Source organism: Moraxella sp. CTOTU47618, assembly GCF_032017425.1.
Classification (GTDB): domain Bacteria; phylum Pseudomonadota; class Gammaproteobacteria; order Pseudomonadales; family Moraxellaceae; genus Faucicola; species Faucicola tetraodonis.
The window spans coordinates 480,400-495,851 of the sequence record NZ_DALZPW010000001.1; the positions used below are offsets into that span (position 1 = coordinate 480,400).

Consider the following 15,452-nt stretch of genomic DNA (forward strand, 5'->3'; position numbering starts at 1 on the left):
AAAAACGCCCGAATTGCCACAGTCGCGACAGCCATTGTCGCCAACAGTCTGTCAATCTCCCTAACTCACTTAGCTTTTATGCAATTCAAAGCAAGTAATATACAGCTAGCAAAGTGATAAACTTATCCCTACGTCACTCATGAGTATATTTTTCGTTACGTTTCATTTTTAAGTGTTGTAAGCCATTTGGTTTACTTATAATATTAAGCTTATTAGGTCTAACGTATAAAAGAAAACACATATAAAAGAAAACAACTGTATAAGAGAAAACAATAAGGAGACGACCGTGACTGACAATACTAACGCTAACCCTACCGACAAATCTCAATTAGACAACGCCCAATCTGATGTTGCCAATGAAGCGATGGAAGGCATCAATCGTACCGACATCAACCAAGATAATGCGAGCACTCCTACCTCTAAGGGCTCTGATGAATCGCTACTTGATATGTTACATGAGGCGAAAAAATTCGAAGATGAAGATGAAGATGAAGATGAAGATGAAGATGAAGAATAAGATAAAATCAAACGGTTAAGGTCGCTACTTAGCCGTTTTTTTACGGGTTAATAAATACGTTTGATAAGCCAGCGCTGACGATAATACAATCACAATGGGTAACATCAGCGTCATGTATTTATAGTGGATATAGCCCAAAGCACCTAATACCCCGCCCCCGCAAAAGCTGTACCATATCATCGCTTGAAACACGAACATCTTCTTATTAATCGGTCTGCCTGCCAGCCAATTACCCAAGGCTGAGCCCATATCTGAGGTCAATCCTGTCAAATGGGTGGTTCGAATCACCGCACCGCTATAGGTCGCGACCATCGAATTTTGCAGTCCGCAAGCCATCGCGGCAAACACCTGCCCCCAAAACGACTGATAGCTAAATAAAATTAGACTGATGATTAATAAACTTGCTTCAATTAACAGAGCTTTGCCATAGCGTTTACCTTCTTTTAATGCCGTACTACCCACCACAAAGCCACTGATAACTGCCCCAAATAAAAACGATAACAGCACGATACAAACCATTGCCATCTGCTGGTAATGCTGTTCCGCCAATGCTGTGGCAAATAGCGTCACATTGCCCGTTACATGCGAAGCAGATAAGTGCGTGAAGCCGACTAACGCGGTGCTATTGATACACCCTGCATTAAACGCCAGCACGCAGCCACCCCATAAAATCCACTTAGGTAATTTATTAATCATTAGCTACCGCCATCTATCAGTCTTTAGCTAACTTGCCAAACATGTTAAGCCTGACAAAAAATGGTAAGCTTAACCAGACAGCATTGCAATCCCTATCCAAACATCAATCAAAAAAAGTAAGCAAAAAACAGCAAGCAAAAAAAAGAGCAACCATGGTCGCTCTTTTTTCGACTACCTGCCTAAAAATTAGTCTTCTACTTGCATCATCACTTGTTCAGAGAGTGCCACGGTATTAAACCCAGCATCGACAAATAAAATCTCGCCGGTGATACCAGATGCCCAAGGCGATAACAAGAACATCGCGGCATTGCCGACTTCTTCAATATTGACATTGCGCTGTAGTGGTGACATTTTGGCGTTGGTGTCGAGCATTTTACGTAATGATTTGATACCGCTTGCCGCCAAGGTACGAATTGGACCGGCAGAAATCCCATTGACACGGATGCCATCGCTACCCATTGAGCTCGCAAGGTAGCGAATGCTCGCTTCCAGACTCGCTTTGGCTAGACCCATGACATTGTAGTTTGGCAACACATGGATACTGCCTTCGTACGTCAAGGTTAACAGCGAGCCTTGGCGTTTTGCCAGCAACTCACGGCTGGCTTTAGCAAGCGCCACAAAGCTGTAGCTACTAATATCATGGGCAATGGCAAAGCCTTCACGGGTGGTCACTTGGGTAAAATCACCATCTAGCTGATCAGCAGGGGCAAAACCAATGGCGTGCACGACCCCATCAATGCCCTCTGGCCAGTGTGCAGCAACTTGGGCAAAACACGCTTCGATTTCGCTATCTGACGCCACATCACACGCCAATACCTTCTCTGCACCAAAAGTTTCGGCTGCCATATCCACCCGTTTTTTCATTTTTTCATTCGGATAGGTCAAAATTAAACTCGCGCCTTCACGATGTAACGCTTCTGCGATACCCCAAGCAATCGATAATTTACTGGCGATACCGGTAACAACGAAACGCTTCCCTGTTAATAGCATGGTTTTTCCTTATTTTTCAGTGAACGAATATGCACTATAATAGCTCAAAATTAGGGGTTAATTCTAGCAAAAAACCCAAACAAAGCAAATTTAGTGATTTTCATGGCGTTTGTGACAAAAATCTCTTTACAAATAGTGGTAAAGCGTTAAGCTATGCCTATTTTTTTAAACTTAAATGTTATCATGACTATGCCTGCAAATTTTGACGAGATTATCCAACAAAACAGTGATGCCTACCGCACCCTCATTGCATCAACAGGGGAAGACTTAACACGTGAAGGACTGCATAATACCCCAGAACGTGCCGCTAAAGCCTTTAGTTTTTTGACCCAAGGCTATCATCAAGATTTGGTCGAAATTACCAATAACGCGATTTTTCCAACTGACAATAATGAATTGGTCATGGTAAAAAATATCGAGTTTTATTCGATGTGTGAGCATCACATGTTGCCTTTTTATGGCGTTGCCCATGTGGCGTATCTGCCTGATGGCAAAGTGATTGGACTGTCAAAAATGGCACGTATCGTGGATATGTACGCCCGGCGTTTGCAAATTCAAGAAAACCTAACCCGCCAAATCGCGCAAGCGGTGATGGATATGACAGGGGCAAAAGGCGCAGCGGTGGTGATGGATGCCGCGCATATGTGCATGATGATGCGCGGGGTGATGAAACAAAAATCCGATACTCGCAGCATGTCACTACTGGGCGAATTCAAACACAATACCGAGGCAAGACAAGCGCTGTTAATGGCGATACCAAGCGCTTAATACATAAGCCACTTACCTAAACTCTCAACCTAAATTAACGAGTCAAATAAACCCCAGTGATGTTACTGGGGCTTTTTTATATTCAGCCGATTTATAACGGGCATATAGCGCTTTTCCATATAGTACTTTTCAATATCATCTTTAGGCGATACACTAAAATGGTTTTCGATTTTTGCCCTGTAAATCAATAGCATTAAGACAAACATATTAAAACAATAACAAGGAACACAAAATGATCCATCATACCAAGGCGATTAACCGCTTTCTTGACTACGTTAAAGTTCAATTGCCCATCGTCCAAGCGCCGATGGCAGGTGTCCAAGATAGTAAACTCACGATTGCGGTATCCCAAGCAGGTGGCTTAGGCTCACTGCCTGGCGCCCTGCTCAGCCTACAAAAAATTGAAAGCGAAATTAAGGCTATTCGTGCTGCGACTGACGCCCCCTTTAATGTCAATTTTTTTGCGCATCAACAACCTGACTATACCCAAGCGATGCAAGAAAAATGGTTTAATACCCTACAACCTTATTATCAAGAATTTGGTTTGACCCAAGATGAGATAGCTACGACCGGTGGACGTCAGCCATTTACGCATGAACAAGCAGCGCTATTGGCGGATTTAAAAGTCCCTGTGGTGAGTTTTCATTTTGGGCTACCGGACAAAGCTTTGTTAAATATCGTCAAAAAATCCGGGGCGATTGTGATATCGTCCGCCACCACGCCTGCGGAAGCGCGCTGGTTGCAAGCCAATGGGGCGGATATGATTATCGCGCAAGGGTTGGAAGCAGGTGGGCATCGGGGTATGTTTTTAAGCCAAGATGTCACGCTGCAAGCGGGCACTTTTAGCCTACTGCCCAATATCATCCGCTCTGTCAGTTTGCCGGTGATTGCGGCAGGCGGCATCAGCGACAACGCTACCGCACAATCAGCGTTTGCTATGGGCGCTAGCGCGGTACAGGTGGGTACGGCATTTTTACTGGCAGAGGAGTGTGATACCAAAGACTTTCACCGCAAGGCGCTACAAAGTGAGCGAGCCGAACACACCGCTTTAACCAATCTATTTAGTGGTGGCTTAGCACGCGGAATTGTCAATCGTTTTATGCAAGAAGCGGGGTATATTAGCGACTCTGCACCCCCATTTCCCCATGCATCGTTTGTCAGCAATCCCATTAAGGTCAAAGCCGAAAGCATGGGAAGTGATGAATTTAGCTCACTGTGGGCAGGGCAAAATGCGAGATTGGCAAGAGGTGGTACAGCAGATAAAATTATTCAAGATTTACTGGGCTACTAATTGCAAAAAATAATCTTGATATATTTTGTCAGTAAAAAAAACGTGAGTCACCTCACTCACGTTTTGTTTAATCAACAGTTTAGAAACCTAATGTTTTGCTATCAGGATTTCTTGGGTCAGAATAGCCATAAAAACCAGAATCATCCGCTTGAATAATTTGAATACGCCCCATTGGTGCTTTAGTAACAACTTTATGACCTTTGTCTTGCAACAATTTTATCGTATCAGGACTAATGCCTGCTTCAACTCTAAGCTCATCGGGTAGCCATTGATGATGAACGCGTGGTGTAATTATCGCTTCTGCTGGATTCATTTCATGGTCAATCGTATTAACCACACTTTGTAATACAGTCGTGATGATACGAGCCCCACCTGGACTACCTGTAACCAGCCAAGGTTTATTATTCTTCATGACAATCGTTGGTGTCATTGAAGAAAGTGGACGTTTTTTTGCTTCAATCGCATTGGCAGTACCACCCACTAGACCAAACGCATTTGGCACACCGGGTTTCACTGAGAAGTCATCCATTTCATTATTGAGTAAAATCCCTGTGCCTTCTACAACAATGCCACTACCAAAGTTAAGATTTAATGTATAGGTGACAGCAACGGCATTGCCCGCTTTATCCATGACGGAAAAATGCGTAGTCTGGTCACTTTCATAAGGTTGTGGTTTACCAGGTTTAATGTTTGATGAAAGTCTTGCTTTATTATCATCAATCGTTTTGACCCGTTCGTTAGCATATGCTTTCGATGTTAAACCTGTGACAGGGATTTTGACAAAATCCGGGTCGCCTAAATATTCTGAGCGGTCAGCATAGGCTAATTTCATACTCTCTGCCATGTGGTGAATATTTTTGGCACTATTTACCCCATCTTCTTTGATAGAGTAATGCTCAAGCATATTTAATATCTCAATCAAGTGTACACCACCCGAACTTGGGGGTGGCATGGTAACAACTTTATAGCCTCGATAATCACCAATAATTGGCTGACGCTCAACAACTTTATAGGCTTTTAAATCTTCAACTGTCATTGTGCCACCCTGTGATTGCATTTCTTTAGCAATTTTTGTGGCGATTTCACCTTGATAAAATGCTTTTGCCCCTTGTTTGGCAATCAAACGCAATGATTTCGCCAAATCTTTTTGTACCAACAAATCACCAGATTTCAGCGGTTCACCGTTTTTGAAAAAAATCGCTTTGCTAGCTGACCATTTACCCAGTGTTGATTTTTCTTCTTTTAACGTCTGTGCCAATACATCACTGACAATAAATCCTTTGTCTGCAAGCTTAATTGCAGGCTCAAGCACTTTAGATAATGGCATGGTACCCCATTTTTTTAGCGCGTATTCCATTCCAGCTACTGTACCAGGCACACCTGAAGCGTCATGCGTGAACAATGATTTTCCATCAATAACATTACCTTGATTATCCAGGTACATATCACGGCTGGCTTTGGCTGGCGCAATTTCGCGAAAATCAATCGCAACATCTTTGCCAGTTTTATCATCATGCAACACCATAAAACCGCCCCCACCAATGTTGCCTGCATTTGGCAAGACGACTGCTAAGGCAAATCCAACCGCGACCGCCGCATCGATAGCATTCCCGCCTTGTTTTAATATATCCAAACCAACTTGCGTTGCTAACCCTTGCTCGGAAGCCACCATACCATTTTTACCATACACGGGATGAAAGATATCATTGCTGCTATCGTAGCGATTTGCCGCTAACTGGCTAGCGTTGGTGGCGGGTTTTGGTAATAGTTTGCTTTGGGCAATGGGTGATATCACCAACATTAAAGCCAGTGACAGATTGGTTAAAATCAGTTTCGGTTTTAGTCGCATGTCCCTATCCTTCTAAATTACTAGTTGATGTCGTAGCAGATACAAATAATATGTATTGCTACAATATACATAAATCCTTTCACAAAAAACGTCATATTAAATTGTGACAAAAATATTTCTGTTATCTGACCAATTCGTTAATTTTTCTAACGGATATTTAAGTTATAAGTATTTACCACAATCTGTAAGCTTTTTTAACTGCCATAGCCCTTCAATTAAAGATTGCTATAGTTTATTAAGATAGTTTATTAAGTCTGTGATGTAGCTTAACCACATTGCCCATAATTAAAATCGCTGGGGCGGGCAAGTTTGCCTCACGTTGTTTTGCCACGATGGTCTCAAGCGTGCCTGTCAAAACTTGCTGATGCGGCAAGCTGGCATTTGACACAATCGCAATCGGTGTACTGGGATTTTTTCCTGCGTCAATCAAGCCACTCGTCAATTTATCAAGCTGTTTTAATCCCATATAAAAAACCACGGTTTGGTTATCATCGAGCCAGCTGGCAAAGTCTTCATTGATGGTATCCGTCTTAAGAGAGGCGGTAACGAACTTGACAGAGTGCGCATACGCACGGTGAGTCAATGGAATACCGGCACAGCTTGCCGCCGCGGTGGCTGCAGTGATGCCGGGCACGACTTCAAACGCAATCCCAGCTGCAACCAATTGCTCGGCTTCTTCGCCGCCCCGCCCAAATACATACGGGTCGCCGCCTTTGAGACGTAACACGCGTTTTCCTTGCTGCGCCTGTTCCACGAGTAGCTCATTGATTTTTTCTTGCCTTACCGCATGATCACTGGCTTTTTTACCCACGTAGATTTTGGTGGCATCACGCCTGCACAGATCGAGAATCTGCGCTGAAACCAAATTATCATAAAATACCACATCCGCTTGTTGCATCAATCGTAGCGCTTTAAAAGTTAGCAAATCAGGATCGCCTGCCCCTGCACCCACAATGTACACCTTACCAAGCTGGGCTTTATCTGTCGGCTGGTTGTTGGCGTGCTGCTGTAGCAAAGTTTCAAGTTGGCTTTCAGCTTTGCTTAGGCTATTTTCATTGCCTTCGAATACCGATTCCGCCACTTGCCCTTCAAAGGCTTGTTCCCAAAACTTACGTCTAGCCGTCACATTGGGCAATGCAGCTTTCACTTTATCGCGAAATTTACCGGCCAATCCTGCCAATTCACCATATTGCGGTGGCACGACTGTTTCGATTTTGGCGCGCAGCAGTCTTGCCAGCACAGGGGCTTTGCCTGCACTGGATACCGCAATGGTAATCGGATTGCGGTCAACGATGGCAGGAAAGATAAAGGTACATAGCGGTGGATTATCGACGACATTGACTGGGATAAAACGGGCTTCACAGTCATGAAAAATCTGCGCATTCACCATTTCATCATCGGTACAAGCAATGACGATGGTTTGTTTATCCAAATATTTTTGCTGATAAACATCGTTAATCAATTGATGACGAGAATCGCTAAATTGCGCGGTGAGCCTTGGCTCATAGCTAGGTGCGACAAAAGTGATAGTTGCCCCAGCCTTATCGAGCAAATCCGCTTTACGCAGTGCCACTTCCCCACCGCCAACCACGAGTACAGGGCGATTTTCTAATTTAAAAAATAGCGGTAAGGTATTCATAGACATTCTCAACATTAGATAGTGACAAGAACAATAGTGACAAGAACAATTAAGCTGAACCGAAGTTCAGCTTAACATTTTCATACATACTGCCGATCAAAAATTATAATTGTGTGTGTAGACCACATTCACGGTTCTCTTCTACTTTAGTAGGGTCAAAGTAGTCATGTTCATTTGGCAAATCATGCTCTTTTAAGTAAGCTTCTAGGTCATCTTCTGACCAATGGAACAATGGCGCTACTTTTAATACGCCGTCTTTGCTTTCTGACAACACGTCAAGCGATTGACGAAATTCTGTTTGGTCTTTACGAATCGCATTAATCCACACATCAGGGGCAATTTCTTTTAACGCACGTCCAAATGGCTCAAGTTTAACTTGCTCAGTGAATTTTGCGTGCGCTGGGTTATTGACGCTAGGTACACCATTGAACTCGACATCACGCCAAGCTGCGGTTTGTTGTGGCAAGTAGGTAATCACGTTTAAGTTTAGGCGTTTAATCAAATCTTGCGCATGGCGATAAGTCGCTTCAGTGTTATAGCCAGAATCCACAAACAATACTTTGATATCAGGACGTTGTTTGGCAACCATCTCTAACAGTACCACTTCGTAAGGGCGAAAGTTGGTAGTGATGATAGGATTACTACCTTGTGCCAGTGCCCAAGCAATGATTTCCTCTGGGGTTTTGCCATTTAATTCTGCGTTGGCTTTGTCTAGGTCGATATTTAATTTATTGCTCATTGGATTTCCTAATGTTTTATGGTGAAAAATTGGGATACGCTATGCTAATCAATTATGCGATGTTTAATAAATGATTTTTAATGATATTATTATGAAAATTTAGAATTAACCAATTAACTTGAAATGCAGAAACAAGAAGTTAGAAACGACACCGTAGCAACTGGCTAACATTAAAAAAGCGAACCCTTAGATTCGCTCAATCTTAGCATCATTCAACAATTAATTGGCAAAAATCGGTAATTGCGTCACACTGCGCCCTGTATAACGGTGTTTGATATCGACAAAATAATCAAACCAACCGGGGTTAAAATCGCTGTCATCAATATCAAACTCACTAAACCCTACTTCGGTAAGTAGCTGCAAGGTATCTGGCAAGATATCACCGCTGGCGCGCAACACAATAGCGGCGTTATAACTGGGGTGTTGCTGGATTTTTTGCGCTAAACTATAACCGCGTCCATCACGAAAACCATGAAAATCAATCACAATCACCGACAATAGCGGCATCACTTTGACAAAGTCCTGGTGCAAAAACTGATAATCACTGGCACCTGATAGAATAATACCCAGTTTTTTATCGCCCAACCGATTGGATAATGCTACCAAATCATCCGCTTCTAACTGTGGTTTTGGCGGATTTTTCTCGCTAAATTGGACAGGGCGATAGTCCACCAAAATTTCAGTGATATCTGAGGCATACTGGGATGGGTCGATATGCTCGATTTTTTGCTCATGAATACTCACGCTCACGGACTTTACATTGTCAATCACTTGGCTTTGGTTAATGAGTGCCATGGCTTATCCCTCCACCGGCTGTTCTGATTTGTCACGATATACATACTCTTTAAATGGCTCAATGCCGATACGATCGACCACTTCGGCAAATGTTTCACTACCAAAATCGGTATCCGCCGCTTGGCGATATTTAAGATAGACTTGCAGGATATCATCCACCGTCGCCGCAACCGCATCGACAGGCACTGCTTTACCCAAAATATCGCCTAATTTGGCGTTTTGACCCGAGCTACCACCGAGCGAGATTTGGTACCAATGTTCGCCTTTTTTATCAACGCCCAAAATACCGATATCTGCGACGTGGTGATGCGCACAGGCATTCATACAGCCTGACATGTTTAGGCGAATTTCACCAATATCATGGACAAAATCTGCGTCTTGGAAATATTGATTGACTTGGTTAACGATATTTAAGGTGCTGGCATTGGCCAATGAGCAATAGTCAAAGCCTGGACATGAGATAATATCCGTCAATAAGCCAATATTTGGGCGGGCAAGGTCGTATTGTTTGAGCACCTGATAGACCTCATACACCTCTTCAAGTTTGACATCCGTGAGCACCAAGTTTTGATGATGGGTGCCGCGCACTTCACCGAAGCTGTATTTATCCGCCAAATCAGCCACCACGCGCATTTGGGTGGCGGTGATATCGCCGGTGTCTTGCATAAAGTGTTTGAGTGAGATAATCACCACCTGATAGCCTTTGACTTTATGCTCGCGGGTATTTTGATTAAACCAACGCACAAACTCGCTATCTTCAAACTGGGCAGCCAGTTTGTCTTGGCTAGCTTGTAATTGTTGTTGACTGAATGTTTGATACGCTGGCGGTGGAAAGTAGGTTTTGGCGTGTTCAATTTGTTCAGCTGTCAGTGTTAATGCACCGTCTTTATTGTGTTTTTCCCAATCTTCTTCCACGATTCGTGAAAACGCTTCGGCGCCCATACTTTCTACCAAAATCTTGATACGCGCTTTATATTTGTTGTCACGGCGACCGTATTGGTTGTAGACACGTAAGATGGCATCTAAATAAGAGAGTAAATGGCGTTCAGGTAAAAACGGACGAATCACTTTGCCAATCACAGGGGTGCGCCCTAGACCACCGCCCACAATCACTTCAAAGCCGATGTCACCTGCGTCATTTTTGACGACATGCAGGCCAATGTCATGCAGCTGGGTCGCTGCACGGTCTGACCGGGTACCGATAACGGCAATTTTAAATTTACGCGGTAAATAGGTAAATTCTGGGTGAAACGTTGACCATTGGCGGATGATTTCACAATACGGGCGCGGATCGGCGATTTCATCAGCCGTCACACCGGCAAACTGGTCGGTGGTAGTATTGCGGATACAGTTACCTGAGGTTTGAATCGCATGCATTTGTACCGATGCCAATTCTGCCAAAATATCGGGCACTTCCTCTAATTTTGGCCAGTTAAATTGCATATTGGTACGGGTTGTGATATGACCATAGCCACGATCGTATTTTTCGCTGATGTCGGCAAGTTTACGCAGTTGATACGTCGCAAGCAAACCATAAGGAATCGCCACGCGAAGCATCGGCGCATGACGCTGAATATATAGACCATTCATCAGGCGTAATGGCAAGTATGCTTCTTCACTGAGCTCGCCAGCCAAAAAACGTCGGGTTTGGTCGCGAAACTGCTCGACCCGATCGTCTACCAATTGTTGGTCAATTGCGTTGTATTTATACATGCGGATTCCTATGTCACTAATACAAATTCTAATTACAAATTAAATTTAAAACTTTTAGCTGTTGCAGCCATTTCAACTGGGTGAAATTTTAACCTGCCTATCATAAATGCCCAAGGGGTATTTAGTAAATTCCATTTTTACATAAATATATCGAGTTACTGCATTTATTATTGCGAACCGCAATATTCTATTATACGCTACCTTAATTTTTTTGAACCGTCTGTTTTTTTGACACGTTAATTTTGACCCGCTAATATAGGAAATCCGATGAGCCAAAGCGCCACTTCAACTCTCCATTCTCTAAGCCAACTGGTACCACCGCACGGCAGTGACACATTAAAAGAAAAATTACTCCAAGGCGATGCGCTAACCGCCGCCCAGCAAAAAGCCAAAAATCTCCCAAAAATCCAAATCAGCTCCCGTGAAGCCGGTGATTTGATTATGCTCGGCATTGGCGGCTTTACCCCGCTAGATGGTTTTATGAACCAAGCAGACTGGCAAAGCGTATGTGACAATATGCATTTAACCAGCGGTGACAATGCGGGCGTATTTTGGCCCATTCCTATTACCCTATCGACCGATGCTGCCACTGCCGATACGCTAAACCTAGGCGATGACATCGCGCTAGAATACCAAGGCGAAATCATGGGGATTTTGACCTTAAGCGAAAAATACCGCATTGATAAAGCGCACGAGTGCCAAACCGTCTTTGGCACTACAGAACTTGAGCATCCCGGCGTTGCCATGGTAATGGCACAAGGTGATGTCAATCTCGCCGGCGATGTGGTGGTGTTAAGTGAAGGCGAATTTCCTAGCAAATATGGTGATATCTACCTCACCCCGGCACAAACCCGTGACATCTTTACTCAAAATGGCTGGAAAACCGTCGCTGCCTTCCAAACCCGTAACCCAATGCACCGCTCACATGAGTACCTTGCCAAAATCGCCATTGAAATCTGTGATGGCGTACTCATTCATTCCTTGCTTGGCGCATTAAAACCTGGGGATATTCCTGCAGATGTACGCCAAGAAGCTATTGGTACATTAATCGACCATTACTTCCGTAAAGACACCGTCATCCAAGCAGGCTATCCACTGGATATGCGCTACGCCGGTCCGCGTGAAGCGTTATTACATGCCTTGTTCCGTCAAAACTATGGTTGTAGCCATTTGATTGTCGGTCGTGACCATGCAGGCGTGGGTGATTACTATGGCGCGTTTGATGCGCAGCATATTTTTGATACGCTCCAACCGAATGATTTAATCACCCAACCGTTAAAAATTGACTGGACATTCTGGTGTGATGCTTGTGACTCGATGGCATCGACCAAAACTTGCCCACACGATGCCAGCCATCATGTCAAAGTCTCAGGTACCAAATTGCGTAAAGCCCTATCTGAAGGGGAAGACGTGCCTGATAACTTCAGCCGTCCAGAAGTGTTAGCGGTACTTCGTAACTACTATGAAGGCTTAGAAGATCATCAAAAACATAAAGTTGAGCTAACAGGTCACTCTGCAAAATAATTATTGCGAGGTTTAACGCTTATCAATCGATAAAAAGGGTATGTGATAATACCCTTTTTTTTATCCAGCCTTTAGCAAAAAAATTAGCAATGAAAAAGAAGCACGGGGCTTCTCTTTTTTATTGCTTAACATTGCTTAACTGAGCTAAATTTAATTAAGGCTAAATTTAACTAGGCTAAATCACATATTCGACGTGTGAATCTTGTAGAAAATTGGCAACAAAATGATTCGAGGGATGATTGACCAGCGTCTCATAATCCCCAATTTGCACGATTTGACCTTGGTTCATCACCACAATTTCATCGGATAATTCTGCCGCTTCTTCTTGGTCATGGGTCACTAAAATACTGGTGACACCGAGCTCATGATGAATTGAGCGCAGCCAAGCACGTAATTCTTTACGCACCTTGGCATCGAGTGCGCCAAATGGCTCATCGAGTAACAACAGCTTCGGCTCTACCGCTAACGCACGCGCCAATGCGATACGCTGACGCTGACCGCCTGAGAGTTGATGCGGGTATTTTTTTGCGGTTTGGGATAGTTGCACGAGCTCCAGCAGATAATTGACCTTTTTGCTGATTTCCGCGTTGCTTAAGCGTTTGTTTTTTGGCATGACGGTCAAGCCAAACGCCACGTTATCAAACACGGTCATATGGCGAAATAACGCGTAATGCTGGAACATAAAGCCGATATGGCGCTGCTGCACAGGCACATCGGTCACATCTTCACCATCAAACAAAATACGCCCCGTATCGGCAAGCTCAAGCCCTGCAATGATGCGCAGTAAGGTTGTCTTACCGCAGCCTGAAGGTCCCAAGAGCGAGGTTAATTTGCCCGTCGGTACGGTTAAATTAATCGGTTGTAGTGCAGTAAAGCGACCAAACTGTTTGGTGATATCACGGATTTCGATACTCATGGTATTCTCTTAACTTTTTTTACTTTTTAAATTGCATCAATGTTATTCATCATTGGCAGACTGACGTTTAGTCAACGCCTGCTGCACGATTAAGGTAACGAGTGCCAACAACGCCAACAAACTCGACAACGCAAACGCCGCCGTCATGTTGTATTCATTGTAGGCAATCTCAACCAATAGCGGCATGGTATTGGTTTCACCGCGAATATGACCTGAGACCACACTCACCGCGCCAAACTCACCCATCGCCCGGGCATTGGTCAAAATAATACCGTATAGCAATGCCCATTTGATATTGGGCAGCGTCACCCGCCAAAACATTTGCCAGCCTGACGCGCCGAGTGTTAATGCCGCTTGCTCTTCACTGCTGCCCTGCGACTGCATCAGCGGAATCACTTCACGCGCCACGAATGGAAAAGTCACAAACATGGTGGCAAGTACGATACCGGGAATGGCAAAAATCACTTGAAAACCAAAGTATTCTAGCCAGCCGCCAAGCCAAGTATTGGCGCCCAGTAGCGCTACAAACATCAAGCCTGCGACCACCGGCGACACCGAAAATGGCAAATCTAGCAGCGTGGTGAGAAATTGCTTACCTTTAAAATCAAATCGGGTCAATAGCCAGGCTAATGCAATCCCAATCACCGTATTAATCGGTACCACAATCAGCGCCGTAATCAAGGTAAGCTTGATAGCCGATAACGCCTCGTGATCGGTCAAGGCAGCCACATACAACTGCCAGCCAGATTTTAAGGCTTCGTAAAACACCGATATCAGCGGAATCACTAGCATCAGCGTCATAAACGCCACCGCAATACCAATTAAGGTATAACGTAGCCATGTTGGCTCACGGGTTGCGGCTTGGGTTTGGTAAGGATATTGGCTGCTATCTATCATACACTTGCCCCGCCCATACGTTTGGTTAATAGCCACTGCAAGGCATTAATGGCGAATAAAATCACAAACGAAATCATCAACATAAACAAAGCAACCGCAGCAGCCCCTTGTACATCAAAGCTTTCAAGCTTACCAATAATGATTAACGGTAAAATCTCAGATTTCATCGGCAAATTACCCGCAATAAAAATCACCGAACCATACTCCCCCGTCGCCCGCGCAAACATCATGCCTGAGCCCATTAGCAACGCAGGATACAATTCTGGTAATATGACCCGTCTAAAAGTTGTCAATCTACCAGCGCCCAGCACCGATGCCGCCTCTTCATATTCTGGCGACAGCTCAGCTAGCACAGGTTGCACCGCACGCACAATAAACGGCAAACTCACCACAATCAACGCCAACCAAATACCAATGGGGGTAAAAGCAATTTTAATGCCAAATGGCGCAAAAAACTGCCCGATTAAACCATTGGGTGCATATAAGGTTGCTAGCGAAATCCCCATTACCGCCGTTGGCAAAGCAAAGGGCAAATCGACCAGTGCATTTAAAATCGACTTTCCCCAAAACTCATAGCGCACCAATACCCATGCAATCAGCGTACCAAACACCAAATTGGTCAATGTCGCTAGTAATGACATTTTTAGCGACAGTTCAATCGCTGCCTTGACGCGCGGTTCGGCAATGGTTTTGATAAATCCTGCCACGCCAATATCGGCGGCCGTCATTACCATTGCCACAAATGGCAATAGCACAATAATCGACAACGCCAACACACTGATGCCCAAACTCAAATTAAAAAACGGCATGATATGGCGCTTTTTATTGCGTTTTAAGGGTGAATTGGGTGTTTTAGGCTGATTGTTTGATGTTAAATCGGCTTGATGGTTAGCATTGATGCTTGCCATGCAGGGCTTCCTTTACTAATAATCGGTAGGCAACGTCAGAATTTAAACTAATAAACATACAAAAATAAAAATTCAAAAATAAAGATACAAAAAGCTCTGTATCCAAAATCTTAAGCACGGCTATAGTACCATCTCACTTCAATTTTCCAAACTATATTTATGCGCTTTAAATATTCTTAGCTAGAATAAAAAACCAGAGCCGAACTCTGG

The 15,452-nt window shown here is 44.1% G+C and carries 13 protein-coding genes and 1 pseudogene; 4 read left to right on the forward strand and 10 right to left on the reverse strand.

The genetic code is table 11. The features are described from left to right. The first annotated feature begins 286 nt into the window (after positions 1-286). Complete coding sequence (locus tag RTS09_RS02085; RefSeq protein ID WP_312533832.1) at positions 287-517, forward strand: hypothetical protein; 231 nt, start codon at positions 287-289, stop codon at positions 515-517. A 24-nt stretch (positions 518-541) separates the two neighbouring features. On the opposite strand, the gene RTS09_RS02090 is transcribed toward RTS09_RS02085, so the two are convergent. Next, on the reverse strand, positions 542-1,213 hold the full coding sequence (locus RTS09_RS02090) for a YoaK family protein (protein ID WP_312533835.1): 672 nt from the start codon (positions 1,211-1,213) through the stop codon (positions 542-544). 186 nt (positions 1,214-1,399) lie between these two features. Further along, entirely contained in the window at positions 1,400-2,203 is an 804-nt protein-coding gene (locus RTS09_RS02095) for an enoyl-ACP reductase FabI (RefSeq protein WP_312533836.1), read from the reverse strand. Between the two features lie 189 nt (positions 2,204-2,392). Here RTS09_RS02095 and folE point away from each other — a divergent pair, with 189 nt between their 5' ends. Both folE and RTS09_RS02105 read left to right on the forward strand, forming a co-directional pair. Next, entirely contained in the window at positions 2,393-2,971 is a 579-nt protein-coding gene (gene folE, locus RTS09_RS02100) for a GTP cyclohydrolase I FolE (protein ID WP_312533930.1), read from the forward strand. Between the two features lie 232 nt (positions 2,972-3,203). Continuing rightward, complete coding sequence (locus tag RTS09_RS02105) at positions 3,204-4,262, forward strand: NAD(P)H-dependent flavin oxidoreductase (RefSeq protein WP_312533838.1); 1,059 nt, start codon at positions 3,204-3,206, stop codon at positions 4,260-4,262. 79 nt (positions 4,263-4,341) lie between these two features. On the opposite strand, the gene ggt is transcribed toward RTS09_RS02105, so the two are convergent. The 5 genes from ggt to RTS09_RS02130 all read right to left on the reverse strand — a co-directional run bounded on the left by ggt (position 4,342) and on the right by RTS09_RS02130 (position 10,997). Continuing rightward, a complete protein-coding gene (gene ggt / locus RTS09_RS02110; protein WP_312533842.1) occupies positions 4,342-6,111 on the reverse strand; it encodes a gamma-glutamyltransferase in 1,770 nt (589 codons plus the stop codon). Between the two features lie 235 nt (positions 6,112-6,346). Continuing rightward, the gene (cysG, locus tag RTS09_RS02115) at positions 6,347-7,750 is read right to left on the reverse strand and encodes a siroheme synthase CysG (RefSeq protein ID WP_312533844.1); all 1,404 of its coding nucleotides are present in this window, start codon (positions 7,748-7,750) and stop codon (positions 6,347-6,349) included. A 103-nt stretch (positions 7,751-7,853) separates the two neighbouring features. Beyond that, positions 7,854-8,489, reverse strand: a complete 636-nt coding sequence (locus RTS09_RS02120) for a phosphoadenosine phosphosulfate reductase domain-containing protein (RefSeq protein ID WP_219332841.1) — start codon at positions 8,487-8,489, stop codon at positions 7,854-7,856. A gap of 219 nt (positions 8,490-8,708) precedes the next feature. Then, on the reverse strand, positions 8,709-9,284 hold the full coding sequence (locus RTS09_RS02125) for a DUF934 domain-containing protein (RefSeq protein WP_312533849.1): 576 nt from the start codon (positions 9,282-9,284) through the stop codon (positions 8,709-8,711). A 3-nt stretch (positions 9,285-9,287) separates the two neighbouring features. Further along, entirely contained in the window at positions 9,288-10,997 is a 1,710-nt protein-coding gene (locus RTS09_RS02130; protein ID WP_312533851.1) for a nitrite/sulfite reductase, read from the reverse strand. Positions 10,998-11,264: 267 nt separating this feature from the next. Between RTS09_RS02130 and sat the strand changes: the two genes are divergently transcribed. Continuing rightward, on the forward strand, positions 11,265-12,521 hold the full coding sequence (gene sat / locus RTS09_RS02135; protein WP_312533854.1) for a sulfate adenylyltransferase: 1,257 nt from the start codon (positions 11,265-11,267) through the stop codon (positions 12,519-12,521). A gap of 205 nt (positions 12,522-12,726) precedes the next feature. Here the strand turns inward: sat and RTS09_RS02140 are convergent. From RTS09_RS02140 to cysT, 3 genes and pseudogenes are all read right to left on the reverse strand, one after another. Continuing rightward, positions 12,727-13,437: pseudogene (locus tag RTS09_RS02140) on the reverse strand (sulfate/molybdate ABC transporter ATP-binding protein); the annotation flags it as partial. 42 nt (positions 13,438-13,479) lie between these two features. Further along, entirely contained in the window at positions 13,480-14,334 is an 855-nt protein-coding gene (gene cysW, locus RTS09_RS02145) for a sulfate ABC transporter permease subunit CysW (protein WP_050325393.1), read from the reverse strand. After that, positions 14,331-15,242: a sulfate ABC transporter permease subunit CysT gene (cysT, locus tag RTS09_RS02150; protein ID WP_198510400.1), complete on the reverse strand. Its 912-nt coding sequence runs from the start codon at positions 15,240-15,242 to the stop codon at positions 14,331-14,333. The genes cysW and cysT overlap by 4 nt, the downstream gene beginning before the upstream one ends. Positions 15,243-15,452: the final 210 nt, after the last annotated feature.